This is a genomic window from Sphingomonas sp. PWP1-2 (assembly GCF_049898305.1).
In the GTDB taxonomy this organism is placed as follows: domain Bacteria; phylum Pseudomonadota; class Alphaproteobacteria; order Sphingomonadales; family Sphingomonadaceae; genus Sphingomonas; species Sphingomonas glacialis.
In genome coordinates this window covers 622,105-648,558 of the sequence record NZ_JAFCXM010000001.1, presented here as the reverse complement: position 1 = coordinate 648,558, position 26,454 = coordinate 622,105, and the positions used below count along the sequence as shown (strand labels likewise).

General features: G+C 66.9%; 25 protein-coding genes and 1 riboswitch. Of the genes, 13 read left to right on the top strand and 12 right to left on the bottom strand.

Annotated elements, in window-relative coordinates; all coding sequences use genetic code 11:
- Window positions 1-28 precede the first annotated feature (28 nt).
- Complete coding sequence (locus ACP7C5_RS03195) at window positions 29-1,093, top strand: NAD(P)-dependent alcohol dehydrogenase (RefSeq protein ID WP_426263163.1); 1,065 nt, start codon at window positions 29-31, stop codon at window positions 1,091-1,093.
- A gap of 157 nt (window positions 1,094-1,250) precedes the next feature.
- Window positions 1,251-2,183 carry a rhodanese-related sulfurtransferase gene (locus ACP7C5_RS03190; RefSeq protein WP_426263162.1) on the top strand — a complete coding sequence of 311 codons (933 nt, stop codon included), beginning with the start codon at window positions 1,251-1,253 and terminating at the stop codon, window positions 2,181-2,183.
- Window positions 2,184-2,333: 150 nt separating this feature from the next.
- Here ACP7C5_RS03190 and ACP7C5_RS03185 read toward each other — a convergent pair whose 3' ends face one another.
- The 8 genes from ACP7C5_RS03185 to ACP7C5_RS03150 all read right to left on the bottom strand — a co-directional run bounded on the left by ACP7C5_RS03185 (window position 2,334) and on the right by ACP7C5_RS03150 (window position 10,821).
- Window positions 2,334-3,866, bottom strand: a complete 1,533-nt coding sequence (locus ACP7C5_RS03185) for an aminoacyl--tRNA ligase-related protein (RefSeq protein ID WP_426263161.1) — start codon at window positions 3,864-3,866, stop codon at window positions 2,334-2,336.
- A gap of 176 nt (window positions 3,867-4,042) precedes the next feature.
- Window positions 4,043-4,666, bottom strand: a complete 624-nt coding sequence (locus ACP7C5_RS03180; RefSeq protein ID WP_426263160.1) for a DUF938 domain-containing protein — start codon at window positions 4,664-4,666, stop codon at window positions 4,043-4,045.
- Window positions 4,663-5,166 (bottom strand): DUF1453 domain-containing protein, encoded by a 504-nt coding sequence (locus ACP7C5_RS03175; RefSeq protein ID WP_426263159.1) that lies wholly within the window; start codon window positions 5,164-5,166, stop codon window positions 4,663-4,665. The genes ACP7C5_RS03180 and ACP7C5_RS03175 overlap by 4 nt, the downstream gene beginning before the upstream one ends.
- A gap of 12 nt (window positions 5,167-5,178) precedes the next feature.
- Window positions 5,179-6,747, bottom strand: coding sequence for an aminomethyl-transferring glycine dehydrogenase subunit GcvPB (gene gcvPB / locus ACP7C5_RS03170; protein ID WP_426263158.1), 1,569 nt, complete (start codon window positions 6,745-6,747; stop codon window positions 5,179-5,181).
- A complete protein-coding gene (gcvPA, locus tag ACP7C5_RS03165; protein ID WP_133189655.1) occupies window positions 6,744-8,102 on the bottom strand; it encodes an aminomethyl-transferring glycine dehydrogenase subunit GcvPA in 1,359 nt (452 codons plus the stop codon). The genes gcvPB and gcvPA overlap by 4 nt, the downstream gene beginning before the upstream one ends.
- Window positions 8,103-8,203: 101 nt before the next feature.
- Window positions 8,204-8,575 carry a glycine cleavage system protein GcvH gene (gene gcvH, locus ACP7C5_RS03160; protein WP_426263157.1) on the bottom strand — a complete coding sequence of 124 codons (372 nt, stop codon included), beginning with the start codon at window positions 8,573-8,575 and terminating at the stop codon, window positions 8,204-8,206.
- Between the two features lies 1 nt (window position 8,576).
- Entirely contained in the window at window positions 8,577-9,812 is a 1,236-nt protein-coding gene (gene gcvT, locus ACP7C5_RS03155; RefSeq protein ID WP_426263156.1) for a glycine cleavage system aminomethyltransferase GcvT, read from the bottom strand.
- 163 nt (window positions 9,813-9,975) lie between these two features.
- Window positions 9,976-10,078, bottom strand: a riboswitch (glycine riboswitch).
- Between the two features lie 65 nt (window positions 10,079-10,143).
- A complete protein-coding gene (locus tag ACP7C5_RS03150; protein WP_426263155.1) occupies window positions 10,144-10,821 on the bottom strand; it encodes a hypothetical protein in 678 nt (225 codons plus the stop codon).
- Window positions 10,822-10,924: 103 nt separating this feature from the next.
- Here ACP7C5_RS03150 and ispH point away from each other — a divergent pair, with 103 nt between their 5' ends.
- From ispH to rnhA, 3 genes are read left to right on the top strand one after another with little or no spacing between them, the layout of a single operon-like run.
- Window positions 10,925-11,887 carry a 4-hydroxy-3-methylbut-2-enyl diphosphate reductase gene (gene ispH, locus ACP7C5_RS03145; RefSeq protein WP_426263154.1) on the top strand — a complete coding sequence of 321 codons (963 nt, stop codon included), beginning with the start codon at window positions 10,925-10,927 and terminating at the stop codon, window positions 11,885-11,887.
- Window positions 11,888-11,890: 3 nt separating this feature from the next.
- Window positions 11,891-12,841 (top strand): homoserine kinase, encoded by a 951-nt coding sequence (thrB, locus tag ACP7C5_RS03140; protein WP_426263153.1) that lies wholly within the window; start codon window positions 11,891-11,893, stop codon window positions 12,839-12,841.
- Window positions 12,838-13,302 (top strand): ribonuclease HI, encoded by a 465-nt coding sequence (rnhA, locus tag ACP7C5_RS03135; protein WP_133189665.1) that lies wholly within the window; start codon window positions 12,838-12,840, stop codon window positions 13,300-13,302. The genes thrB and rnhA overlap by 4 nt, the downstream gene beginning before the upstream one ends.
- A gap of 10 nt (window positions 13,303-13,312) precedes the next feature.
- On the opposite strand, the gene ACP7C5_RS03130 is transcribed toward rnhA, so the two are convergent.
- From ACP7C5_RS03130 to ACP7C5_RS03120, 3 genes are read right to left on the bottom strand one after another with little or no spacing between them, the layout of a single operon-like run.
- The gene (locus ACP7C5_RS03130) at window positions 13,313-13,486 is read right to left on the bottom strand and encodes a YegP family protein (RefSeq protein ID WP_189675341.1); all 174 of its coding nucleotides are present in this window, start codon (window positions 13,484-13,486) and stop codon (window positions 13,313-13,315) included.
- A gap of 45 nt (window positions 13,487-13,531) precedes the next feature.
- On the bottom strand, window positions 13,532-14,626 hold the full coding sequence (locus tag ACP7C5_RS03125) for an NAD(P)/FAD-dependent oxidoreductase (protein WP_426263152.1): 1,095 nt from the start codon (window positions 14,624-14,626) through the stop codon (window positions 13,532-13,534).
- Window positions 14,623-15,585: an alpha/beta hydrolase gene (locus ACP7C5_RS03120; protein ID WP_322160203.1), complete on the bottom strand. Its 963-nt coding sequence runs from the start codon at window positions 15,583-15,585 to the stop codon at window positions 14,623-14,625. The genes ACP7C5_RS03125 and ACP7C5_RS03120 overlap by 4 nt, the downstream gene beginning before the upstream one ends.
- A 48-nt stretch (window positions 15,586-15,633) precedes the next feature.
- Between ACP7C5_RS03120 and ACP7C5_RS03115 the strand changes: the two genes are divergently transcribed.
- From ACP7C5_RS03115 to ACP7C5_RS03080, 8 genes are all read left to right on the top strand, one after another.
- Window positions 15,634-16,116, top strand: a complete 483-nt coding sequence (locus ACP7C5_RS03115; RefSeq protein ID WP_426263151.1) for an A24 family peptidase — start codon at window positions 15,634-15,636, stop codon at window positions 16,114-16,116.
- A 35-nt stretch (window positions 16,117-16,151) separates the two neighbouring features.
- Window positions 16,152-17,183, top strand: coding sequence for a Flp pilus assembly protein CpaB (gene cpaB / locus ACP7C5_RS03110; protein ID WP_189675345.1), 1,032 nt, complete (start codon window positions 16,152-16,154; stop codon window positions 17,181-17,183).
- Window positions 17,183-18,874, top strand: coding sequence for a type II and III secretion system protein family protein (locus ACP7C5_RS03105; RefSeq protein WP_426263380.1), 1,692 nt, complete (start codon window positions 17,183-17,185; stop codon window positions 18,872-18,874). Before cpaB ends, ACP7C5_RS03105 begins: the two co-directional genes overlap by 1 nt.
- Window positions 18,875-18,892: 18 nt before the next feature.
- Entirely contained in the window at window positions 18,893-19,534 is a 642-nt protein-coding gene (locus ACP7C5_RS03100) for a CpaD family pilus assembly protein (protein ID WP_133189677.1), read from the top strand.
- A complete protein-coding gene (locus ACP7C5_RS03095; RefSeq protein WP_133189679.1) occupies window positions 19,534-20,820 on the top strand; it encodes a pilus assembly protein CpaE in 1,287 nt (428 codons plus the stop codon). Before ACP7C5_RS03100 ends, ACP7C5_RS03095 begins: the two co-directional genes overlap by 1 nt.
- Before the next feature lie 83 nt (window positions 20,821-20,903).
- Window positions 20,904-21,878 carry a type II secretion system F family protein gene (locus tag ACP7C5_RS03090; RefSeq protein ID WP_189675347.1) on the top strand — a complete coding sequence of 325 codons (975 nt, stop codon included), beginning with the start codon at window positions 20,904-20,906 and terminating at the stop codon, window positions 21,876-21,878.
- 4 nt (window positions 21,879-21,882) lie between these two features.
- Window positions 21,883-22,881: a type II secretion system F family protein gene (locus tag ACP7C5_RS03085; RefSeq protein WP_133189683.1), complete on the top strand. Its 999-nt coding sequence runs from the start codon at window positions 21,883-21,885 to the stop codon at window positions 22,879-22,881.
- 93 nt (window positions 22,882-22,974) lie between these two features.
- Window positions 22,975-23,631, top strand: a complete 657-nt coding sequence (locus tag ACP7C5_RS03080) for a hypothetical protein (protein WP_426263150.1) — start codon at window positions 22,975-22,977, stop codon at window positions 23,629-23,631.
- 82 nt (window positions 23,632-23,713) lie between these two features.
- On the opposite strand, the gene ppdK is transcribed toward ACP7C5_RS03080, so the two are convergent.
- Entirely contained in the window at window positions 23,714-26,377 is a 2,664-nt protein-coding gene (gene ppdK / locus ACP7C5_RS03075) for a pyruvate, phosphate dikinase (RefSeq protein WP_426263149.1), read from the bottom strand.
- Window positions 26,378-26,454 lie beyond the last annotated feature (77 nt).

Sequence of the window (26,454 nt, the reverse complement as noted above, 5' to 3'; positions counted from 1 at the left end):
TTCCGTTTCCAAATCCGAGGACTCCCCCATGACCACCACCGCCCACGCGTTCGCGGCGCCATCCGCCGACGCGACCTTCGCGCCTTTTTCGTTCGAGCGGCGCGACCTGCTCGCCGACGACGTCGCGATCGACATCCTGTTCTGCGGAGTCTGCCATTCCGACCTCCACACCGCGCGCGGCGAGTGGGGCTCGGTCAATTATCCGTGCGTCCCCGGGCATGAGATCGTCGGCCGCGTCTCGGCGGTCGGCAGCGACGTCACCAAGTTCGCGGTCGGCGATCTCGCCGGCGTCGGCTGCATGGTCGACAGCTGCGGCCATTGCCCGTCGTGCACCGATGGCGAGGAGCAATATTGCGAGACCACGGGTTTCGTCGGCACCTATGATGCGCCGGACACGCGCTCGGGCGGCTACACCTTCGGCGGCTATTCCGACCATATCGTCGTGAAGCAGGATTTCGTACTCAAGGTCGGGCATGACGAGGCCGATCTCGCTGCCGTCGCCCCGCTGCTGTGCGCCGGCATCACCACCTATTCGCCGCTGCACCACTGGAAGGTCGGTCCGGGCCAGAAGGTCGGCATCGTCGGTCTCGGCGGGCTCGGTCACATGGGCGTCAAGATCGCCAAGGCGATGGGTGCCGACGTCTATGTCTTCAGCACCTCGCCGAGCAAGCGCGAGGATGCCAAGCGGCTCGGCGCGACCGACCTGATCGTGTCGAAGGACGAAGCCGTGATGGGCGAACATGCCAACAGCTTCGACTTCATCCTCAACACCGTTGCGGCAAGCCACGATCTCGACCCGTTCCTCAACCTGCTCAAGCGCGACGGCACGATGACGCTGGTCGGCGTCCCCGAGACGCCGCATCCCTCGCCGAGCATCGGCGCGATGGTGTTCAAGCGTCGCTCGATCGCGGGCTCGCTGATCGGCGGGATCCAGGAGACGCAGGAAATGCTCGATTTCTGCGTCAAGCACGGCCTGACTGCGGATATCGAGATGATCGATATCCAGAACATCGACACCGCCTATGACCGGATGATCAAGAGCGACGTGAAGTATCGCTTCGTCATCGACATGGAGTCGTTGAAGGCGGCGTAACCCGGCCTGCTTCCCCCCACCCGTTCGCCCTGAGCTTGTCGAAGGGCAGCCCTCCCCTGGCGCGCGTTCGCCTGTGGCGAGGGCCCTCCGACAGGCTCAGGGCGAACGGATGGGTGTTGTTCACCTAATGCCTGAAACGCGTTAGAGGGGCCGTGCCATGACTGCCCCCTCCCCCATCACCGTCGCCGCGCTCTACCGCTTCGCGCGCTTCCCCGATCCGGCGGCGCTCCGTAAACCGCTGCTCGATCTCTGCTCCGCCAATGGCGTGCGCGGCACGCTGCTGCTGGCGCAGGAAGGCATCAACGGCACGATCGCCGGCCCGCAAGCCGGCATCGCCGCGGTCGTCGCGCACATCCGCACCCTGCCCGACTGCGCCGCGCTTGCCCCCAAATACAGCCACGCGGAAACGATGCCGTTCCACCGCCTCAAGGTCCGCCTCAAGCGCGAGATCGTGACGATGGGCGAACCCGACATCGACCCGCTCGGCGGCGTCGGCACCTATGTCAAACCCGCCGACTGGAACGCGTTGATCGATTCGCCCGACACGATCGTGATCGACACGCGCAACGCGTATGAAGTGAAGGTCGGCACCTTCGCCGGCGCGATCGACCCGGAGACCGCAAGCTTCAGCGATTTCCCCGCCTGGGCGCGCGCGCACCGCGCCGAGCTCGAGGGCAAGAAGATCGCGATGTTCTGCACCGGCGGCATCCGCTGCGAGAAATCGACCGCCTTCCTCAAGGCCGAGGGCCTCGACGAAGTGTATCACCTCGACGGCGGCATCCTGAAATATCTCGAGGAAGTGCCAGAGGCCGAGAGCCGCTGGCAGGGCGAATGCTTCGTCTTCGACGAGCGCGTCGCGGTCGGCCATGGCCTCGCACCGGGAACGCACGCACTGTGCCGCGGCTGCCGGATGCCGGTCAGCCCTGAGGACCGCCTTTCGCCGCTCTATGAGGAGGGCGTCGCCTGCCCGGCCTGCGCCGAGACGATCGACGCAACCAAGCGCGCTTCAGCCGCCGAGCGCCACCGCCAGGTCAAGCTCGCCGAAGCCCGCGGCGCGGCGCATGTCGGGGCTTCGTTCGAGAAGCTCTAGACTCGCTAGGATGCGGTTCCCCGGCGAAGGCCGGGGCCCAGTTGCGGGCGGTCAACGCTGGCGTTGCGCATGATGACGTTGGCCATCACGACTGGGCCCCGGCATTCGCCGGGGAACCGGGTCTTGTTAGCTGACCCGCCAGCCGCAGCCTCAGTACGACCGCCCGATCAGCACCCGCTCGACCGCAGGCTCGCCCGTGAAGACGCAAGTGCCGTCGATCGCGCCCTGCGCCATCGGCGCGTTGCGGATGGTGAGCTTGAGCTTCTTGAGCCGCTCGACGACACCGTCGAGCGCTGCGCCGGTCGGCTTCGACCATTGCACTTCGAGCCAGCCCGGGTTCTTCACGCCCTCGGCGAAATGCGTCTCGAGCGCTGCGAAATCAGCACCCGGAACGATGCTCGCCTCGAGCCGCGCACGCGCCTCGCTGTGCAGCGATCCCTGGATCTCCTCGAGCGTCGCCGAGACGGCAGCGACGAAATCACCCTGCGCGACGATCGCGCTGTCGAGCTTGCCATCGGCGCGGTACAGCCGGTCGCGGCGGATCACCGAGACGTTGCCGCCCGCCATGTCGCGTCCGCCGACTTCGATCACGATCGGCGCGCCCTTCTTGACCCAGCCCCAGCGCTTGGTCGCGGCCTTGCCGAACTTGAGGTCGAGCAGCGCGCGCACCGGCTCGCCGAGCGCCGATTGCTGCGCCAGCTCGGCCTGAAGCGCCTTGCAATAGTCGATCAGCGCTGCGTCCTCAGGGCTTTCGCGCAGCATCGGCACGATCACCACCTGCCACGGCGCGATCCGCGGCGGCACGCGCAGACCGTCGTCATCGCCATGCACCATGATCACGCCGCCGATCATCCGAGTCGACACGCCCCAGCTCGTCGTGTTGGCGAGCTCGAACACGCCCTCCGAATTCTGGAACTTGATGTCCTGCGCCTGCGCGAAGTTGGTGCCGAGGAAGTGCGAGGTGCCCGCCTGGAGCGCCTTGCCGTCCTGCATCATCGCCTCGATGCTGTAGGTCGAGACGGCCCCTGGGAAGCGCTCATTCTCGGGCTTCTCGCCCGCGACGACCGGCAACGCGAGGCAATCCTCGGCGAACGAACGATAGACTTCGAGCATCTTGAGCGTCTCTTCGCGCGCCTCTTCGGCGGTCGCGTGCGCGGTGTGCCCCTCCTGCCAGAGGAACTCGCTGGTGCGCAGGAACATCCGCGTGCGCATCTCCCAGCGCACCACATTAGCCCATTGGTTGATCAGCACCGGCAGGTCGCGCCACGACTGCACCCAGCGCGCGAACGCCGCGCCGATCACCGTCTCCGAAGTCGGGCGCACGACGAGCGGTTCCTCGAGCTTGGCGGTCGGGTCGGGCATCAACCCGCCCTTGCCGTCGCTCACCAGCCGGTGATGCGTGACGACCGCCATTTCCTTGGCGAAGCCTTCGACGTGATCGGCTTCCTTCTCGAAATAGGAGAGCGGGATGAACAGCGGGAAATAGCAATTCTCGTGACCGGTCGCCTTGATCCGGTCATCGAGCAAGCGCTGGATGCGCTCCCAGATGCCATAGCCCCACGGCCGGATCACCATGCAACCGCGCACGCCCGATTCCTCGGCGAGGTCGGCCTCCGCGATGACGGACTGGTACCAGGCCGAGAAATCGGCCTCGCGGGTGACGGGGAGTGCATGCTTGATCATGCTGGCGCGGATAGCGCGGAGAAGCGGCGGCGTCACCCCCGGGTGATCTCGATCCGGGCCGGCGGCCCCATCTCCGTTCGGGCTGAGCCTGTCGAAGCCCTGCCCTCCCCGCGCGAGCGCACGGAGGTCGAGCGCAGGCTTTCAGCACGCTCGGGGCGACCGGACGGGGGCCTTAGCTAACCAGCGCGCCGAAACACCAGCAGCAGATTGTTCGCGGGCATCGGTATCGTCTGCTCGAGCACGAACCCCGCAGCGGCCTCGCGTACCGCATCGACCGAGCGAATCCCCCACCGCGGATCACGCGCGCGGAGCGACTCGTCGAACGCCAGATTGCTCTGCGCCGTCGGCACGTCATACTGGAGAAACGGGCCATACAGGATCAGCGGCGCTCCTGCCGGAAGCAGCCGTGCCGCGCCCGCCATCAGCCCGAGCGTCGCTTCCCACGGGCTGATATGCACCATGTTGATGCACAGCACCGCATCGGCGCTATCGACCGGCCACGCAGCGGCGGCCGCATCGATCTCGAGCGGCGGCAGGACGTTCTCGATTCCCTCGCACCACGCCGCGATCGACACGCGCGCAGCGGCATCGGGGTCGCTCGGCTGCCAGTCGAGCGCGGGAAACTCCCCCGCAAAATAGGCGGCATGCTCGCCCGATCCGCTCGCGACCTCGAGCACGCTTCCCGACAACGGCAACACGCCGCGCAGCGTGTCTGCAATCGTCATCCGGTTGCGCAAGGTTGCCGGCGCATGGCGCCGCGCTTCGACGCCCGCCTCGGCCGGGATCCACGGCTCGCTCAAGCGGGTGCGCCTTCGAGCAGGCGTTTGGCGCGCAGGTACATCTCCAGCCGCTGCACCGCGAAGATGCCGAGCGACAGCGCCGCCAGCCCGTCGACCAGCACGCTGACGTCGAAATGGAGCGCGCTGCCCTCGGCCTGCGCGACCGTCTTGACCGCGATCAGCACGACGATGATCGCCAGCGCCCAGATCGAGCCCTTCTGCATCAGCAGCCCGGTCGCTGGATCGATATGGATCCGCATCGTCTTGCCGCGCTGCCAGCCGATTGCCCCGCCGATCACCAGACCGAGTGCCGAGACGGCCCAACCGAGCGCGCTCGGCGGGAAGCGGACGAACAGATAGGCGACGACCAGCGCATAGACCGCCGGCACGATCCACAATTGCTCGATCTTGAGCGGCCGCACGCGCATCAGGCTCCGTCCGCGGATCGCAAAGACGATGACGAAGACGACGGCCATGATGGCATATTGCTGCCAGCTGGCCTGCACCTGATGCACCTGCATATATTCCCCCCGTTATTCCGCGGCTTGCGCGAGTCCCGGGTCCTTCCATACCAGTATCGGCTTGCGCGCCGCCAGCGTTTCGTCGAGCCGGCTGCGCGGCGCGAAATGCGGCGCGGACTTGAGGCGCATATCACCCGCCTTGGCGCGCTCGGCGACCGAGCGGAGCGCCACGATGAACTGGTCGAGCGCGGCCTTCGATTCGGTCTCGGTCGGCTCGATCAGCATCGCGCCGTGGACGACGAGCGGGAAATACATCGTCATCGGGTGGAAGCCCTCGTCGATCAGCCCCTTGGCGACGTCGATCGTCGAGAAGCCGTCGGCGAGGCCATTATCCGAGAACAGCGCCTCGTGCATGCAAGGCCCCGAACCACCGAACGGCGCCTCGAGCGTCGAGTCGAGACTGCGCAGGATATAGTTCGCGTTGAGCACCGCATCTTCCGACACCTGCCGCAGCCCATCGGCGCCGTGGCTGAGGATGTAGGTCAGCGCGCGCGTGAACATCCCCATCTGCCCATGGAACGCGACCATCCGGCCGAACGCGCCGGCATGATGCTCGCCGGCGGTTTCCTCCTCGACGAGGTGGAAGCCATCGTCGGTCTTCTCGACGAACGGCAGCGGCGCGAAGGGGCTCAGCGCCTTCGAGAACACCACCGGCCCCGAACCCGGCCCGCCGCCGCCATGCGGAGTCGAGAAGGTCTTGTGGAGGTTGATGTGCATCGCATCGATGCCGAGATCGCCCGGCCGGACGCGCCCGACGATCGCGTTGAAGTTGGCGCCGTCGCAATAGACGAGCCCGCCTGCCGCATGCACCGCGTCCGAGATCACGCGCATGTCGCGCTCGAACAGGCCGCAAGTGTTGGGGTTGGTGATCATCACGCCCGCCACGTCGGGGCCGAGTCGCGCGATCAGCTTCTCGGTATCGACGCGGCCGTCGGCGGTCGCGGGAATGTCCTCGACGCTATAGCCCGCGAACGCCGCGGTCGCCGGGTTGGTGCCGTGCGCGCTCTCGGGGACGAGGATGATCTTGCGATGCCCCTCCCCGCGCGCCTCGAGCGCGGCGCGGATCGCCAGCACGCCGCACAGCTCGCCATGCGCGCCCGCCTTGGGGCTCATCGCGACCGAGTCCATGCCGGTGAGCGTGACGAGCCAGTGCGCCAGCTGCTGGATCACTTCGAGCGCGCCCTGCACGCTCTGCACCGGCGCGAGCGGGTGGATGTCGGCGAAACCAGGGAGCCGCGCCATCTTCTCGTTGAGGCGCGGATTGTGCTTCATCGTGCACGAGCCGAGCGGGAAGAAGCCGAGGTCGATCCCGTAATTCTGGCGCGACAGGCGCGTGTAGTGGCGCACCGTTTCGGGCTCGGACAAACCAGGAAGGCCGATCGGCGCGGTACGGGCGAGGTCGCCCAGCCGCGAGGTGGCGGCGACGGGTTCGACAAGGTCGACGCCTGTGGTCGTCGTATCGCCGATCTCGAAGATCAGCGCTTCCTCCAGCATCAGTGCCTTGTTGCCGGTGGTCGTTGGCGCAGCCTTACCGCCCGAGATCGGCGCTTCGGGGCGCCATCCGCTTGCGTTGATGCTCATGCCAGTACCTCCTGAAGCGCAGCGGCAAGGATTTCGACGTCCTCCGCGGTGGTCGTCTCGGTGACGGCGACGACGAGGCCGTTCGCCAGCGAATCCTCGCCCGGATAGAGCCGCCCAAGCGACACGCCCGCAAGGATCCCGCGATCGGCGAGCGTGCGCACGATCGGGCGTGCTTCCTTGGACAGTTTCAGCGTGAATTCGTTGAAGAAGTGCGTCGTCACCAGTTCGACGCCCGGCACCTGCGACAGCCGCTCGGCCGCCGCCACCGCGCCCGCATGGTTGATCGCCGCGAGCTGGCGCAGGCCAGCCTCGCCGAGCAAGGTCATGTGGATCGAGAACGCCAGCGCGCACAGCCCGCTATTGGTGCAAATGTTCGACGTCGCCTTCTCGCGGCGGATATGCTGCTCGCGCGTGCTGAGTGTCAGCACGAAACCGCGGCGCCCATCGGCATCGAGCGTCTCGCCGCACAGCCGGCCCGGCATCTGGCGAACGTACTTTTCCTTGCAGCCGAACAGCCCAACGTAAGGCCCACCGAACTGCAAGCCGACGCCGAGCGATTGCCCCTCGCCCACCACGATATCGGCGTCCATCTCACCCGGCGCCTTGATCGCGCCCAAAGCGACCGGCTCGGTCACGACGGCGATCAGCAGCGCCTTGTTGGCATGGCACGCATCGGCGAGCGGCTTCAGATCAGCGATGCGGCCGAGAATGTCGGGGTATTGCACCACGACGCACGACGTATCGGTGTCGATCGCCGCGATCAGCGCGTCGATATCGGTATCTGCCCCGAGCGTCGGTGCCGAAGTCTCGAGCGCATCGCCGGTGAACTTGGCCATCGTCTTGGCGACCGAGACATAATGCGGGTGGAGCCCCGACGAGAGGAGCGCCTTGCCGCGCTTGGTGATGCGCCGCGCCATGCCGATCGCCTCCCAGCACGCGGTCGAGCCGTCGTACATCGAAGCATTGGCGACATCGGTGCCGAGCAGCCGCGCGACCTGCGTCTGGAACTCGAACAGCATCTGCAGCGTGCCCTGCGCGATCTCGGGCTGGTACGGCGTATAGGCGGTGAGGAACTCGCCGCGCTGGATCAGATGATCGACCGAAGCGGGCACATGATGCTTGTACGCGCCGCAGCCGAGGAAGAAGGGCACCTCCCCCGCGGTGAGGTTTTTCCGCGACAGCGCGGTCATGTGGCGTTCGACCGCCATCTCGCTCGCATGCATCGGCAGGCCGGGGATCGGGCCCTCGAGGCGAGCGGCTTCGGGCACGTCGACGAACAGATCGTCGATCGTCGCGACGCCGATCACGCCGAGCATCGCGTCGCGATCGATTTGGGTCAGGGGCAGGTAGCGCATCAGAATTCCCGTCGCCCCGGCGAAGGCCGGGGCCGCTAGGTTTGGATTACGCGCCGGGCAAGACAACCCAGCGGCCCCGGCCTTCGCCGGGGCGACGCATCTTAAAGCTTCTCGACGAACGCCGCGTAGGCGATCTCGTCCATCAAACCGCTCAGCTCGTCCGGATCGGACAGCGTCAGCTTGAAGAACCAGCCGTCGCTCTCGGGCTCCTTGTTGACGAGGCCCGGCGTCTCGGTGAGCGCAGGATTGCCCTCGATCACCGTGCCCGACACCGGCGAATAGACGTCGGATGCCGCCTTGACCGATTCGACCACGGCGGCTTCGTCGCCCTTGGTCAGTGCCTTGCCCTCTTCGGGAACGTCGACGAACACGATGTCGCCGAGCTGGCTCTGCGCATATTCGGAGATACCGACGGTGCCGATATCGCCATCGACATCGACCCATTCATGGTCTTCGGTGAAATAACGGCTCATATCACTTGCCTCCTGCACGAACGTAGCGGTGGGGAATGAAGGGCATTGCGGTGACAGTCGCGGTGTGGACCTTCCCGCGCTGCGACAGCGAAACGGTGGTGCCTGGCGTCGCGAGCTCGGCCGGAACATAGGCCATCGCGATCGCCGCACCGACGCTCGGCGCGAAGCCGCCGCTGGTGACGCGGCCGATGTCGGCGCCGCTGGCATCGACGACGGTCGCGCCCTCGCGGACCGGCTGGCGGCCGGCGATCAGCAGGCCGACGCGCTTGGTCGTTGCACCGGCAGCACGCTCGGCAAGGATCGGTTCGGCACCCATGAAATCGCCCGCCTCGCGGCGACGCTTCGACAGCGCGAAGCCGAGATCGGCCTGGACCGGCGTCGTCTCGGGGTCGAGATCGTGCCCATAAAGCGGCAGCCCCGCTTCAAGACGGAGCGAATCACGCGCGCCAAGGCCGATCGGCTTGACCTCGGGCTCGGCGATCAGCGCATCGGCAAGCGCGACGACATGCTCGCCCGGCACCGAAATCTCGAAGCCGTCCTCGCCGGTATAGCCCGAGCGGCTGATCCACAGCGGCACGCCGTTCCAGTCGAACGCGCCGGCGGTCATGAACACCATCGCCTCGACGCCCGGCACCAGCCGCGCGAGCGCATCGACCGCCTTCGGCCCCTGCAGCGCGAGCAAGGCCTGCTCCTCGAGATGGTTGATCGCGATGCCATCGGGCAGGAATTCGAGCAGATGCGCGATATCGTCGATCTTGGTCGCGCCGTTGACGACCATGTAGAATGTCGGCGCGTCGGGATCGGTCGGCGACGCGTCGAGCGGCGACCAGCCTGCGGGCTCGGCGGGTTCGGCCGCTTCGTCATCCGCGGCGAACGGGCTCTCGCGCGGCAGATGCGTGACCATCAGATCGTCGAGAATGCCGCCATTCTCGGCGAGCAGCAGCGAGTAGCGCTGCTTGTTCTCGGCAAGCCCGGCAATATCGGCCGGGAGCAGCGCTTCGAGCGCGGCGACGACATCGGCGCCACCTTCTGCACGGAAGACGAGTTGGCCCATATGGCTGACGTCGAACAGCCCGGCCGATTCGCGCACCCAGAGATGCTCGGCCATGATGCCTTCATACTGGACGGGCATGTGATAGCCGGCGAATTCGACCATCCGCCCGCCCTGCGCGCGGTGCCATGCGTCGAGCGGCAGCGTCTGTGTCGCGATCTCGTCGGGAATCTCGGTGTCGCTCATGTCGGGCCTTCCGTGCTGGGACTACGGCGCGGCTCGACGCGATTGCGCCGATACCCACACCGCCCCCTCTGTCACGGATACCTGAGAGCTTTGACCTGCGTGTTGCAGGCTTACCCCTTCGGTGGCCCCCACCAACGCGGCGGAAGCGCTTTCCAGAGTGTCGTTAGCCCGCGCGGTCCGGTTGCCTGAGAGATTCCGGGGCGGTTGCTCCTTCGGCGGCCCGGCTGATCCTTGCGGACCCCCGGGCACTCTCCCGCGCGTGCCTATCCAGGTTGCCCTGCATCGACCAATTCGGTTTGACGCGCTGCAGCAAGCGAGTCAACGCGCCAGATCACCGCGTCGCGTTATATTTCATCTGATCGTCGGTCAGCTGGAATCCGACCAGCGCCTCGAAGGTCGCGCGGAGCACCGCCTGGCGGACTTCGGGGCGGCTCAGCGGATCGACCGCAGCATCGTCGCCGCCGGCCTTGCGCTTCTCGGTCAGCTTCTTGCGGACGTCGTCCGGGAGGGTCGCCGCCGCGCGCGATACCGTCGCAGTGCCGGTCCCCTGGACGACGGCGCGCGCCTGGCCAGCGTCGAAGTGCAGCACCGAACGGCCGATGCGCTTGGCAACGACGGCATTGCCGCCCTGCACCACGGTCACGAAATACGGCAGCGTCACGTCGCGCGCCGCCTCGGTACGGACGCGCCGCCCCTCGACCGAGAAGGTGACGGTGGTCACCACGTCGGCGCCGGTATCGTCGCAGGTCGAACGCACATTGGTCAGCACGGCAGTCACGTCGATCGCGCTCGAATCGCGGCTGGTGGCGGGGTCGAACAGCGTGATGTCGCCGGTATGCGCTGGGACAGCGACGCTCGGGCACGCGCTGCGGATCGCGGTGATGCCGCCGGTTTCGTCGAAGTCGCCCGTCGTTTTGCACCCCGCGAGCAGCGAAAGCGCCGACAGCAGGAACACTGGAGCGGCGATGGTCGATTTCCGGAGTGTCACGGGGGCACGCACCTTATTCATGCAAAAGGAATCCGCTGGCCGATGAGAATTCTCGGCACAGAGGGCGCTTCACCATAGGAACCGCCTTCCGCCCGCGCAAGCAATCGCGTAGGCTCCCTGCCTGATGGTGCCCGCTTCCAAGCCTAGACTCGATTTGATCATCGCCGCCCCGCGAGGCTTTTGTGCCGGGGTCGACCGAGCGATCCAGATCGTCGAGCTGACGATCGAGAAATACGGCGCGCCGGTCTATGTCCGCCACGAAATCGTCCACAACCGCTTCGTCGTCGACATGCTGCGCGGCAAAGGTGCGGTGTTCGTCGAGGAACTCGACGAAGTGCCCGAGGGCGTACCCGTGGTCTTTTCGGCGCACGGCGTTCCCAAGGCGGTTCCCGACAAGGCGACCGAACGCGGCATGATCTTCCTCGATGCGACGTGCCCACTCGTCTCGCGCGTGCATCGCCAGGCCGAGCGGCTGGTCGAGGCGGGGCGGCACATCGTGTTCATCGGCCATGCCGGGCATCCCGAAGTCATCGGCACCTTCGGCCAAGTGCCCGAAGGATCGATGTCGCTGATCGAGACCGTCGCCGATGCCGAGGCCTATGCCCCCGCCGACCCCGACAGCCTCGCCTTCCTGACGCAGACGACGCTGTCGATGGACGATACCGCCGCAGTGGTCGCGACCTTGCAGCGGCGCTTCCCCTCGATGCTCTCGCCGCGCGGCGAGGACATTTGCTACGCCACGTCGAATCGCCAGACCGCGGTCAAGGCGATCGCGCATGCGTGCGACGCGGTGCTGGTGATCGGCGCGCCCAATTCGTCCAATTCGGTGCGGCTCGTCGAAGTCGCCGAGCGCGAGGGCACGCCCGCGCGGCTGATCGAACGCGCCGCCGACCTCGACTTCGGCTTCCTCGATGGCGTCAAGACTTTGGGCATCACCGCCGGGGCGTCGGCCCCCGAACTGCTGGTGCGCGAACTCGTCGATCTGCTCGGCCAACGTTATGCGGTCAGCGAGCAAGAGGTCGAAACCAAGCGCGAGACGATCATCTTCAAGCTGCCGCGCGAACTCGACGCCGTCGCCGCTGCCTGACCGATGGCTGTCTACACTCCCGTCTCGGCCGAACTGCTGGCCGCCTTCCTCGCGCGCTATGATGTCGGCGAACTCGTCTCCTCCAAGGGCATTGCCGAGGGGGTCGAGAATACCAACTATCTCGTCGACACGACGACCGACCGCTTCATCCTGACGCTCTACGAAAAGCGCGTCGAAGGCGGCGACCTACCCTATTTCATGGATCTGCTCGATCATCTCGCCGCGCGCGGCAACCCCGTGCCACCCGCGATCAAGGACCGCGACGGCATTTCGATCCAGATGCTCGAGGGGCGGCCGGCCTGCCTGATCCAGTTCCTGCCGGGCGTATCGGTAACGCACCCGACCCCGGCGCAAGCGTTCGCCGCCGGGCAGGCGATGGGCCGGATGCACGCCGCGCTCGCCGATTTCACGCGCGAGCGCCCCAATTCGATGGGCGTCGCAACGTGGCAGCCGCTGCTCGAGCGCTGCGGCGCGGATCTCGATTCGATCGCGCCGGGGCTGCACGCCGAGGCAAGTGCGATGCTCGACACCGTGCTGCGCGACTGGCCGAGCGACTTGCCGACCGCGACGATCCACGCCGACCTGTTCCCCGACAACGTGCTGATGCGCGGCGATCAGGTCAGCGGGCTGATCGATTTCTATTTCGCGTGCACCGATATCCGTGCGTTCGACGTCGCGATCCTGCACAGCGCCTGGGCGTTCGATGCCGAGGGCCGCTCGGTCGATCGCGAGGTCGGCGCGGCGCTGATCGACGGCTATGATGCGAGCTTTGGCCTGTCGGATGCCGAACGCGGCCTGCTCGGCACGCTCGCCAAGGGCGCGTGCCTGCGCTTCTTCCTGTCGCGCGCGTGGGATTGGCTCAACACCCCGGCCGATGCGCTGGTGACACGCAAGGATCCGCTGGCCTATCTGCGGCGCTTCCAGACCTATGCCACGGACGACCTCTTCCCATGACCGATACTGCCGCCGAAATGACTCGCGTCGAAATCGCCACCGATGGCGCGTGCAAGGGCAATCCCGGCCCCGGCGGCTGGGGTGCGCTGATTCGTTCGGGCGCGACCGAAAAGGAACTGTCGGGCGGTGAAAATCCCAGCACCAACAACCGCATGGAGCTGATGGCGGCGATCGAGGGGCTCAACGCGCTCAAGCGCCCGTGCCGCGTTACGCTATCGACCGACAGCCGCTACGTGATGGATGGGCTGACCAAGTGGATCAAGGGCTGGCAGAAGAACGGCTGGAAGACCGCCGCGAAGCAGCCCGTCAAGAATGCCGAACTGTGGCAGGCGCTGCTCGACGCCGCCAAGCCGCACCGGATCGACTGGGTGTGGGTCAAGGGCCATGCCGGCCACCCCGACAATGAGCGCGCCGATCGGCTGGCGAGCGATGCCGCGGTGCTCGCCGGGCGACGCGGGTAAGGCCTCGGCCTCAGGCCTCTTCGACCGGCGCGCCCGGGCCGTTCTTGAGCACCGACTCGATCGCGTTCTTCGCGCCGGCCTTGCTCGAATAGCCTTCGGTCCACCAGATCAGCTCGGCATTGTATTTGAACTTTGCGACGTACTCGCCGGCTTTGTTCTGCTCGATCACGAACTTATGCGCCATCATCGCTCTCCCGGATGAGCCGCAGGCATAGCGCGAATTCGGTCGTTACGCTACCGCGACGAACCGACCCGGAGCATATCGCGCGGGATCGATTCCCGCGACGCTTGGATCAGGCTCCCTGCCGAGCAGCAGCGCAGCGGCCAGGGCGGCGGCGGCCGGCGCGGTCTGGATGCCGAATCCCCCCTGCCCGGCAAACCAGAAAAAGCCCGGCGACTCGGCCGCGAAGCCATAAACGGGCAAGCGATCGGGCGCGAAACTGCGCAATCCCGCCCAGCGCCGCTCGACGCGCGTGATCGTCCAGTCGACGACATGCTCGAATCGGTCGATCGCAATCGCGACGTCGAGTTCCTCGGGCTGGGCATCGCCGGGGAGTGCTTCGGTCTCGTCATGCGGACTCAGCCACAACCGCCCGCCTGCTTCGGGCTTGAAGTAGAAGCTTCCCGAAATGTCGGCGATATGCGGCAACGTATCGGGTGCGGCCGGGTCGGTCGCGAGCTGCACGACGGTGCGGCGGTACGCGGTGATCCCGATCGGCGCGACTCCGACGCGCCCAGCGACCTGATCGGCCCAGGCGCCCGCGGCGTTGACGAGGATCGGCGCGCTCACCGGCCCGCCCCCGGTCTGCACTTCCCAGCAATCGTTGCGCCGCTCGGCGCTTTGCAGCGGTGCCGAGACCAGCAGCGTCGCACCCGCGCGCTTGGCCTGGGCGAGGTAATGGGCGTGCAGCGCGGCGACGTCGATGTACGTGCTGCTCGCCTCGAGCACGCCGAGCGTCCATTCGGGACGCAGGCCGGGAACGAGCGCGTGCGGGTCGACTCGGTCGAGCGCGACGCCGCTCCCGGCAAATTCGGCAAGAAACGCGTCGATCGCGGGCGCATCCTCGGCGCGGCCAATATGGAGCGACCCGAGATCCTGCAGGAACCCGCCTGCCCGCAGCGCCGGCCCCGACGCCGTGGTCAGCGGCTGGATCCCCGGGCCGCCATAGGTTTCCGACCAGAACGCAGCCGACCGCCCCGTCGCGTGATAGCCCGCCACGTCCTCGGCCTCGAGCAGCACCACCGGCACGAACGGCGCGATCGCCGCGGCAAGGCTCGCGCCCGCGATTCCCGCACCGACGATTGCGACATCGTAGTGCTTCATGCGCGTGGTCCGGGTGCCCGCGCCGCCAGAAAGCCGTCGATCGCGCCCAGCGCGCGATTGCGCACCGCATCGACCTCGCGGAGAATTTCGTGCGCCGATTCCACGCCGAAGCGCGCGACCTGCGCATCGGGCAGCTTTGCCGCGACGCCGTAAGCGGCCTTGGGCGCGACGAGCTGGTCGTTCTCGGGCACGACGAACAGCAGCGGCACGGAGAGCGTTTTCAACCGCGAATCGGCGCGCAACCGTCGAGTCGAGCGGAATGCCTCGATCACCCAGCGCCAACTCGGCGGGCCAAGCAGCAAATCTGGCTTGCTCGCCTGCCAGAAGAGCTCGTCTTCGTAGCGATCCTGATCGTGCGTCAGCAGCGCCTGGCGGGTTTCGGTCGTCGCGGGCTTCTCATTGCCGCGCCACGCCGGCCGCGCGGCATCGCCGATCCCGCCGAGCAGGACCGCGAGGCGCTCGCCGAGCGTCGCACCGAGCGGGCTGTGTAGCCCCAGCATCGGCGCGACCAGCACCGCCGCATCGGGCTCCGCCGCACCCTCGACCAGCGCGCGCAGCAGCAAATGCCCGCCCATCGAGTGTCCGATCGCGACAAGCGGCCCGCCAGTGCCAGCGGCACTCTCGGCCCGCCATTCCGCCCAGAACGCGCGGAAATCGTCGATATAGAGCTGGAAATCGTCGACATGCCCGACATGCGGATTGGGCGAGAGCCGCCCCGAGCCGCCCTGCCCGCGCCAGTCGAACGAGGTGATCGACCAGCCTTGCGCCTGCCAATGCGCGAACGCCTCGAGATATTTCTCGAAGATATCGCCGCGCCCGCCCTGGAACAGCATCCGCCCGCGCGCGGGCCCGTTCGCTGGCCAGTCGAACCGGCGCAGCGCCCAGCCGTCGGGCGCAGTCCAGCGCGTGATCCGCGCCGCGGCGGGAATCGCGCGTCGATACAGCTGGGGGGAAACCATGGATCATGGTTACGGTTTCGAAAGGCCTGTCGTCTAGGCCTTTCCCGCATGCGTGGGGATACTCTTTCGATTGTGTTGGTGGCGACATTGGCGCTGATCCTGGTTTCGGCCGGGATCCAGGACGCGCGCACGCGTGATATCGCAAATTGGAAAAACGCCGCGATCGCATTGCTCGCGCCCTTCTATTGGTGGGCGTGCGGGCTCGCGGTGTGGCCCGACATGGCCGCGCAATTCGGGCTCGCGCTGATCGTATTCGCGCTGTTCATCGCCACATTCCAGTTGGGCTGGATGGGCGGCGGCGACGTCAAGATGATCGGCGCGCTCGCTTTGTGGCTGCCGCTGGTGCCGCTGGTGTGGATGCTGATCGTGATGTCGCTGGTCGGCGGCGCGCTGACCGCGGTGGTGATGATCGAGCATCGTCTCCGCCGTCGGACCACCCCGATCGAGATCCCCTATGGCGTCGCGATCGCAATCGCCGCCTTGTTCGCGCTTCGTGAACCGCTTTTTAACCACTTTGGTGTGAATGCTTAACGCGGGCTCAACCGCCCACGTTCGAAAGGTTCGAAATGGATAGTCGCAAGGTCCTATTGCTGGTGGGAGCGCTGATCGTCGCTGCGATCACCGCGTTCATGGCGCGATCGCTGATCGTCGGCAGTTCGGCGCCGCAAGCCAATGCCGTGGTCGCCGCTCCGGTGGTCGACGGGCCCGAAGTGCTCGTCGCGACCAAGGCGCTGCCGGTCGGCACGATCCTCGATGCCACTGCGCTGAAGTTCCAGCCCTGGCCAAAGGAGCTCGTCGAGAATGCCTATTTCATCAAGAAGGGTGGCTTCGATCAGCGTACGCTGCTTGGCACCGTGGTGCGCAACGCGATCACCGCCGGGCAGCCGCTGACGCAAGGCGCGCTGGTCAAGCCGGGCGACCGCGGGTTCCTCGCTGCAGCGCTCGGGCCTGGCATGCGCGCCGTCACCGTACCCGTGCAGACTCAGACGAGCGTCGCGGGCTTCGTGTTTCCAGGCGACCGAATCGATCTGATCCTGACGCAGGCCGTGGTGGGCGGCGGTGATGGTCCCCCGCTCAAGGCGGCCGAGACGATCATGCGCAACTTGCGCGTGCTCGCCACCGATCAGCGCACCGACAATGGCGTCGGCGAAGACGGCAAGTCGGTCGTCCGCACCTTCTCGAACGTGACGATCGAGGCAACGCCCAAGATCGCAGAACAGATTGCCGTCGCGCAGACGCTCGGCTCGCTGTCGCTGTCGCTGCGCTCGATCGCCGACAACAACAGCGATCTCGAACAGGCGATCGCCAGCGGCAACGTCACCATGCCCGAAGACCCCAAGGCCGAAAAGGCGATGCTCACGCGCATCGCGGCCTCGCCCTCGGCGGGTGGCGGCACGATGGCGACGGGTGCCGATGTCTCGCGCTTCCAGCGCAGCTCGGTTCCGGGAAAAGTAGCCCAGGCCGGCGCTCCAGGGGCCCCTGGCATGGTCGCTCCAAGCGGCGGTTTTCCCGGGGGGGGTGCGGTACGCGCCGGGCCGATGGTCCATATCGTTCGCGGCAATGCGGTGACCGATGTCGCCGTTGAGGGGAAGAAGTGATGCGCAACCTCGGCTTCCTGCACCGCGCCGTTTCGGCGACGGTCCTGACAGCGCTGGTCGCCAGCGCACCCGCTCCGCTCCTCGCCGCAGGCGGCAAGCCACCGCGGCGAGGCTCGCCCGCCCGCCCGGCCAGCCACGCCGTGACGCATATCGGATCGGCCCCCACGGGCACGGTGCGGCCGACCAACGAGGTTACGCTGTCGACCGGTCAGGGCGAGTTGATCAACCTGCCCGCCAGCGTCAGCGACGTGTGGATCTCGAACCCGGGTGTCGCCGACGTCTATGTCAGCAACCCGCACCAGATCCATCTGTTCGGCAAGGATTTCGGCGAGTCGACGATCTTCGCGACGAGCGCGAGCGGTGCTGTGATCTACGCCGCCAACATCCGCGTTAGCCAGAACCTGACCTCGATCGACCGCATGGTGAAGCTCGCCATGCCCGACAGCGACATCCGCGTCACCACGGTCGGCCAGATCGCGGTGCTGACCGGGACGGTCGCCTCGCCCGAGGACAGCGCCCAGGCACAACGGCTGGTGAGCGGACTGCTCAACCCCGGCGTCGTGCCAGGGGCCGAGACCGGGCTCAAGATCGGCGTGATCAACCGGCTGCGCGCGGCGACTCCGCTGCAAGTCAATCTGCAAGTGCGGATCGCCGAAGTCAGCCGCAGCTTCGTCAAGAATATCGGCGTCAATCTCGCCAACCGCCAGATCGGCAGCGGCGCGATCTTCAACCTCAATCAGGGCCGCGCGGCATCCATCACGACCGTCCCTGGCGTGCCCGGCGATCCGACGCTGATCGCGAGCGGCCTAAAGCCCGGCCAGACGCAATTCGCCTTCCCGGCCGCGACCGGCATGGGCACTGCGCTCGGGATCGCGGGGCGCGCGTTCGGCATGGATCTGCTCGCCTCGCTCGATCTGGGCGAACGCGACGGGCAAGTCTCGACGCTCGCCAATCCCAACATCACCGTGATCTCGGGCGAGACCGGCTCGTTCCTGGCCGGCGGCGAATTCCCGATCCCGATCTCGCAGGGGCTCGGCGCGGTGTCAGTCGATTACAAGCAATATGGCGTCAGCCTGTCCTACACGCCGACGGTGCTCTCCGACGGGCGCATCTCGCTCCACGTTCGCCCCGAAGTGTCGCAGCTGTCGTCGCAAGGCGCGGTCACGCTGTCGGGCGTCAGCATCCCCGCGCTGACGACGCGGCGTGCCGAAACGACGGTCGAGCTCGGCTCGGGCCAGAGCATGATGATCGCCGGGCTGTTGTCGAACAACCACAACAACTCGATCGACAAGGCGCCGGCGCTCGGCGACATGCCCGTCGTCGGCGCGCTGTTCCGCTCGAACGCGTTCCAGCGCAACGAGACCGAGCTGGTGATCGTGATCACGCCGTATCTGGTCAAGCCGGTCAACGCCGCCGACATCGTCCTGCCGACCGATGGCTATAAGGCGCCGACCGATCTCGGCCGCGTGTTCATGGGGCAATTGGGCGGCGGCACCACCGGCGGCGATCGTCCCAAGCCGACAATGGCCCCGCGCGACCCAATGCAGCCCGCCTTCCAGGCCGCGCTGCAAGTGCCGCAGCGCGCGCCTTCGGCACCGGGTGATCGCGACAGCGCACCGCTGCCCGCTCTTCCCGCACCCGCGGGCAAGCCCAAAAGGGGCGCCAATGTCGCGCCCGGTTTCAGCAACTAAGGCCGGAGGAACATGATCATGTTCAAGCGCAGTCTCTTGATCGCGACCACCCTCGCCCCCGCGTTGCTCGTCGGCGCATGCGCCGGCACGCAGAATCGCGGGCTCGAATCGGTCCACCAGCCGGTCGTCAGCCGCAGCGACTATGCACTCGACGTCGCGACCAGCGGCGGTGACCTCGCACCCGGCGAAGAACAGCGTCTCGCCGGCTGGATGGCCTCGCTCCGAGTCGGCTATGGCGACCGAGTCGCGATCGACGATCCCAACCCCTACGGCGCTGGCGTGCGCGAGGCGGTGGCGCGCCAGGTGGCGCATTACGGCTTGCTCGTCTCGGACGACGCGCCCGTCACCAACGCGCCGATCACCGCGGGCACCGTCCGTGTGGTGGTGACGCGGATGAAGGCGAGCGTCCCCGGCTGCCCCGATTTCAGCCGTGATAGCTCGACCGATTTCGAGGCGAACACGTCCTCGAATCATGGCTGTGCGAGCAACGCGACGCTCGCTGCGATGATCGCCAACCCGGCCGATCTCGTGCTCGGCCAGACGGGCAACGGCGTCGCCGATCAGTCCGCTTCGGCAAAGGCGATCGACAGCTTCCGCAAGGCCCCGCCGAGCGGCGCCGGCGGCACCACCATCAAGGCCGAAAGCGCCGGAGGCAAATAATGAACGCACCGTTCAATCCCGGCCGGATGGGTCTTCGCGATCCCTTCTCCGCTTATGTCTGCGACGAGACCACCGCCGAGACGCTACGGCCGATCGTCACCGAAATGGGCTGGGCGCCCGAAAAGGTGAACAAGGGCGGCCTGCGCAACGCGGTGCAATCGCTCTCGGTCTCGGCCTCGCCGCAGATCCTGTTCGTCGATCTGTCCGAAAGCGGCGACCCGCTCAACGACATCAATGCGCTCGCCGAGGTGTGCGAGCCCGGCACCGTCGTGATCGCGGCGGGCCAGGTCAACGACGTCCGGCTCTATCGCGATCTCGTCGTCAGCGGGATCCAGGATTATCTGCTGAAACCGCTCAACCCCGACATGCTGCGCGAGGCCTTCACCAACGCGCAGGCGATCCTCAACGCGCCGAAAGCGGTCGAAGCGGGGACCGAGCGTCCGCATATCTCGACCGCGTTTATCGGCGCGCGCGGCGGCGTCGGCGCGTCGAGCCTGGCGACCTCGGTCGCCTGGGTGCTGAGCGAAAAGGGCGCGCGGACCACGGCGTTGCTCGATCTCGACGTGCATTTCGGCACCGGCGCGCTGTCGCTCGATCTCGAGCCCGGCCGCGGCCTGACCGACGCGATCGAGAATCCGAGCCGCATCGACGGGCTGTTCATCGAACGCGCGATGGTCAAATCGAGCGAGCGCCTGTCGGTGCTGTCGGCCGAGGCGCCGATCAATTCGCCGCTGATGACCGACGGATCGGCCTTCTACCAGTTGCAGGAGGAAATGCGCGCCGCGTTCGAATGCACCGTGGTCGATCTGCCGCGCACCATGCTGGTCCAGCATCCGCACCTGATCTCGGACATTCAAGTCGCGGTGATCGTCACCGAACTGACTCTGGCGGCCGCCCGCGACACGATCCGGCTGCTATCGTGGATGAAGTCGAACGCGCCGCAGACGCAAGTCGTGGTCGTCGCCAACCGCGTCCAGCCGGTCGCGCAGCTCGAGATCAGCCGCAAGGACTTCGAGGGGTCGATCGAGCGCAAGATCGATTTCAGCATCGTGTTTGATCAGAAGCTCGCGGCGCAGTCCGCCAAGCTCGGCAAGCCGTTTGCCGAGGCGGGCAAGGGTTCGAAGACGATCCTGCCGATCATCGACCTCGCGACGAAATTGATGGCGGTCGGCGATTCGGCCGAGTCGATCGATACCGGCGGCAAGAAGAAACCTGCCGCCAAGGGCACTTCGCTCGTCGGCAAATTCGACTTCAAGGCGCTGGTGTCGCGCAAGAAGAAGGCGTGAAGCCACGCCGATGTCGGTTTTTGGGTCAGTTTTTGGGGGCGCCGTAAACGCCGTCGTAACGAAGCGGAGCGCTTGATAGGCTCATGGACTTGATGCCCATTCTTTCGCTGGGTGGCGGCGCGCTGATCATGCTGATGCTGGTCGCGTTCGCCTTTGCCGGCCCCTCGCCCGAACGCGCTCGAACGCGGCGTGTCGCGGCGATGCGCGCGCGTCACGGCGATTCGGCCAATACGCTGGTCGACGCCCAGATGCGCCGCATCTCGTCGCTGCAAGGCACCAAGATGGATGCTGCCGCGGCGCGCTTCCTGCCCCGCCCTGCGCTGCTCAAGAAGCGGCTGGCGATGACGGGCAAGACCTGGACCGTCGGCCAATACGGCATGGCGACGATCGGCATCGTGATGGGCGTGACGATCCTGCTGTCGATCATCGGGTTGCCGGTGCTGCTCGGGCTGCTGCTCGGCGTCGTGATCGGGGGTGGCGTGCCGCACATGGTCGTCGGCTTCTTCATCAAGCGCCGCATCGCGCAATTCACCAGCAAGTTTCCCGATGCGATCGAGCTGCTCGTGCGCGGCCTGCGCTCGGGCCTGCCGATCACCGAGACGATCGCGGTCGTCGGCGCCGAGGTCGACGGTCCGGTCGGCGTCGAGTTCAAGAGCATCACCGACAAGATGAAGATCGGCCGGACGATGGACGCCGCGCTGCAGGAAACCGCCGACCGGCTCGGCACGCCCGAATTCCAGTTCTTCGTCATCACCATCGCGATCCAGCGCGAAACGGGCGGCAATCTGGCCGAAACGCTCGCCAACCTCGCCAATGTGCTGCGCATGCGCAGTCAGATGAAGTTGAAGATCAAGGCGATGTCGTCCGAGTCGAAGGCGTCGGCCTATATCGTCGGATCGCTGCCGTTCATCGTGTTCGGGATGATCTGGATGATCAACGGCAGCTACATGCAGAACTTCTTCGTCGACCAGCGGCTGATGGTCGTCGGCGGCGGGGGGCTGCTCTGGATGGGGCTTGGCGCGTTCATCATGAGCCGCATGGTCAATTTCGAGATTTGATGCGATGACCCCACTCGATCATCCCGCTGGCCCCGTCATCCTTGGCGTCAACGTCTTCACCGTCGCGACCTTCCTCGCCGGCATCGCGGCGTTCATGGTGCTGCTCGCGGTCTATGCCGCGACCACCGCGCGCGACCCGATGACCAAGCGCGTCAAGGCGCTCAACGACCGGCGCGAGCAGTTGAAGGCGGGCATCACCGCATCGACCAAGCGCCGCGCCAAGCTCGTCACCAAGAACGAGACGACCGACCGGATCAAGGCGCTGCTGTCGGGCCTCAAGGTGCTTCAGGACAGCCAGGTCAAGGCGGCGCAGGTCAAGCTGATGCAGGCCGGCATCCGCTCGAAGGAATATGCCGTCGCGGTGATTTTCGGCCGGTTGATGCTGCCGCTCACCTGGGGCGTGTTCGGCGTCTATGTCGTGTACGGTACCGAGATGTTCGCTGGTTGGACGCCGTGGAAGGCGTACGCGCTGGTCGCGATGAACTTCGTGCTGTCGTACAAAGCGCCCGATATCTACCTCAACAATCTCGTCACCAAACGCTCCCAGGCGATCCAGAAGGGCTTGCCCGACGCGCTCGACTTGCTCGTGATCTGTGCCGAAGCGGGACTCACCGTCGACGCCGCGTTCAACCGCGTCGCGCGCGAACTCGGCCGCGCCTATCCCGAACTGGGCGACGAATTCACGCTCACCGCGATCGAACTCGGCTTCCTCTCGGAACGGCGCCAGGCGTTCGAGAACCTCGCACAGCGCGTCAAGCTCGACGCGGTCAAGGGCGTCGTCACGACGATGATCCAGACCGAGAAATACGGCACGCCGCTGGCGTCTGCGCTTCGCGTGCTGTCGGGCGAGTTCCGCAACGAACGCATGATGCGCGCCGAGGAAAAGGCCGCGCGCCTCCCCGCGATCATGACGATCCCGCTGATCCTGTTCATCCTGCCAACGCTGTTCGTCGTCATTCTCGGCCCGGCGGCTTGCTCGATCTCCGACGCGTTCAACCATTGACGACAGCGGCGGCGGGGGTGCCGGCAAGCGCCCTTGCCGCACGACGCGGTTACCGGCATTTTATCCCGCGACGCTATGTCGAGGGATGAGGCCATGCTGTTTACTACATCGGAGCAGTTCGTCGTATTGACGGTCGTGCTGTTGAGCGGGTGGCTGATCGGGTTTGCGAGCGCACCGAATGCCGCCAAATGGAAACGGCGCGCGCGGGCGCAGGCCGACAGCTCTGCGGCCTATCACCGCGATGCCGAGGACAAGCTCCGCGCGGCGCAGCAGCGCGCGACCGACCTGAAGGACGAGCTTGCGTCGCTGCGCGCCGACCATGCCGACGCCGAGCAGACGATCGCGCGGCTGCGGAGCGGCGCGAAGCACGATGTCACGCCAGAGGTCGTGCCGGCGACGGTTGCGCCGCCCCACGAGCCTGTTGTCGAAGCGGACAACGGCATTCCCCACGCCAGAGTCGATCCGCGCCCGGGGCGCGAGGATCTGACGCGGATCCGCGGGATCGACGCGCTGCTTGCGACGCGGCTGTTCAGCCTCGGCTTGGTGCGGTTCGAGGATATCGAGAAGCTCTCGGCCGCCGACGAAATCGCGCTCGAGCAGCGGCTCGCGTTGCCAGCGGGGCTGATCGCGCGCGACGAATGGCGCGCGCAGGCTGCGGCACTCCGCGCCGGATCGGCGGATGCGCCGGGGGAAAACGTCGAAACGGGCGCACTGCAGGCGCCTGAGGTACCGCCTCCACCACCAGCCTGAAGACGGCTGGCGACCCCCCTCCCCCGCTATGCGGAGGAGGGTTTCGGGAGCATGGCGCGCAACGCGGTGCGGCCGAGCCCGCTCAGCCCTGCTTTGCCAGCGCCGCCTGCGCCGCTGCCAGCCGCGCGATCGGCACGCGGTACGGCGAGGCCGAGACGTAGTCGAGCCCGGTCGCCTCGCAGAACGCGATGCTCGCCGGGTCACCGCCATGCTCGCCGCAAATGCCGAGCTTGATGCCGGGGCGCGCCGCGCGACCACGCTCCGCCGCCATCCCGATCAGCTGCCCGACGCCCTCGACGTCGAGCGAGACGAACGGATCGCGCGCGTAGATGCCGCGCTCGACATATGTCGTCAGGAAGCGCGCGGCGTCGTCGCGGCTGACGCCGAGCGTGGTCTGCGTCAGATCGTTGGTGCCGAACGAGAAGAACTCGGCCGACTCGGCGATCTCGCCCGCCATCAGGCAGGCGCGCGGCAGCTCGATCATCGTGCCGACGAGATATTCGATGCGGTGCCCCTTGTCGGCGAACACGGCTTCCGCCGCCTTGTCGACCACGGCCTTCATCAGCTCGAGCTCGCGCGCGGTGCCGACCAGCGGGATCATCACCTCGGGAATCGGTGCCGCGCCCGATTTGACCGCGACCTCGATCGCCGCCTCGAAGATCGCGCGCGCCTGCATCTCGTAGATTTCAGGATAGGTCACGCCGAGGCGGCAGCCGCGATGGCCGAGCATCGGGTTGAACTCGTGGAGCTCGGCAGCGCGACGCTTGAGCACGTCGATGTCGATCCCCGCCGAACGCGCGACTTCGGCGAATTCGGCTTCCTGGTGCGGCAGGAATTCGTGGAGCGGCGGATCGAGCAAGCGGATCGTGACGGGCAGGCCCGCCATCACCTCGAACAGCTGGACGAAATCGCTGCGCTGTGCGGGCAGCAGCTTGTCGAGCGCGGTGCGGCGGCCGGCTTCGTCCTCGGCGAGGATCATCTGGCGGACGTCGGTGATGCGTTGCGCATCGAAGAACATGTGCTCGGTGCGGCACAGACCAATGCCCTCGGCGCCGAATTCACGCGCGACCTTGGCGTCGAGCGGCGTCTCGGCATTGGCGCGGACCTTGAGGCGACGCACGCCATCGGCCCACACCATCAATGCGGCGAAATCGCCCGACAGTTCGGGCTGCACGGTCGGCACTTCGCCCGCCATCACTTCGCCGGTGGTGCCGTCGATCGTGACGAGATCGCCCTCGCGGATCGTCCGGTCGCCGACCTTCATCACGCCGGCCTTGGCGTCGATCGAGATCGAGCCAGCGCCCGAAACGCACGGCCGCCCCATGCCGCGCGCGACCACGGCGGCGTGGCTCGTCATCCCGCCGCGTGCCGTCAGGATGCCGCGCGCCGCGTGCATGCCGTGAATGTCCTCAGGCGAGGTCTCGGTGCGGATCAGGATCACTGAGTCGCCAGCGTTCGCGCGCTTTTCGGCGGTGTCGCTGTCGAACACCGCCTGGCCCGATGCCGCGCCGGGCGATGCGGGCAAGCCCTTGGTCAGCACATCGCGCGGCGCCTTGGGGTCGAGCGTCGGGTGGAGCAGCTGGTCGAGCGCGGCGGGGTCGATCCGCTGGACGGCTTCCTCGCGCGTGATCAACCCTTCCTCGGCCATGTCGACCGCGATCTTGAGCGCGGCCTTGGCGGTGCGCTTGCCCGAGCGCGTCTGGAGCATCCACAGCTTGCCCTGCTGCACGGTGAATTCGATGTCCTGCATGTCGCGGTAATGCGTCTCGAGCAGGTCGAACACCTTGGCGAGCTCGGCGAACACCACCGGCATCGCTTCCTCCATCGACAGCGGCTTGGCACCCGCCGCCTCACGCGCCGCGGTGGTGAGGTATTGCGGGGTGCGGATGCCGGCGACGACGTCCTCGCCCTGCGCATTGATCAGGAATTCGCCGTAATAAGCGCGGTCACCCTTGGCGGGGTCGCGCGTGAAGGCGACGCCCGTCGCTGAGGTGTCGCCCATGTTGCCGAACACCATCGCCTGGATGTTGACCGCGGTGCCCCAGCTCGCGGGGATGTCGTTGAGGCGGCGATAGACCTTGGCGCGCTCGGACTGCCACGAGCCGAACACCGCGCCGACCGCGCCCCACAGCTGGTCGTGGACGTCCTGCGGGAAGGGCTTGCCCCACTGCTTCTCGACCAGCGCCTTATATTCGGCGACGAGCGCGCGCAAATCGTCGGCGGTGAGGTCGGTGTCGAGGAAGTAGCCGCGGTCTTCCTTGGCGATTTCGAGCGCTTCCTCAAACGCGTCATGGTCGAGCTCGAGCACGACGTCCGAATACATCTGGATGAAGCGGCGATAGCTGTCCCACGCGAAGCGCGCGTCGCCGCTCGTGGTGGCGAGGCCCTCGACGGTCTGGTCGTTGAGGCCGAGGTTGAGCACGGTGTCCATCATGCCCGGCATCGAAGCGCGTGCGCCCGAGCGGACCGAGACGAGCAGCGGATCGGCAGAATTGCCGAAGCGCTTGCCCGTCACGCCCTCGATATGCGCGATCCCGGTGGCGACCTCGTCGCGCAGGCCTTGCGGAAACTGCCCGCCTTCGTCGTAATAGACCGCGCAGAAATCGGTCGAGATGGTGAAGCCCGGCGGCACCGGCAGGCCGATCGACGCCATCTCGGCCAAGTTCGCGCCCTTGCCCCCCAGCAGGTTGCGATCGCCCTTGCCGCCGTCCGAAACGCCGCCGCCGAACCGATATACGTACGTCATGGATATTCCCTACTCAGTGCCTGGGTTTTCGCTGGGGAGGCGTCGGCAAAAGTCGCGGTATGATCACATCATCGCGG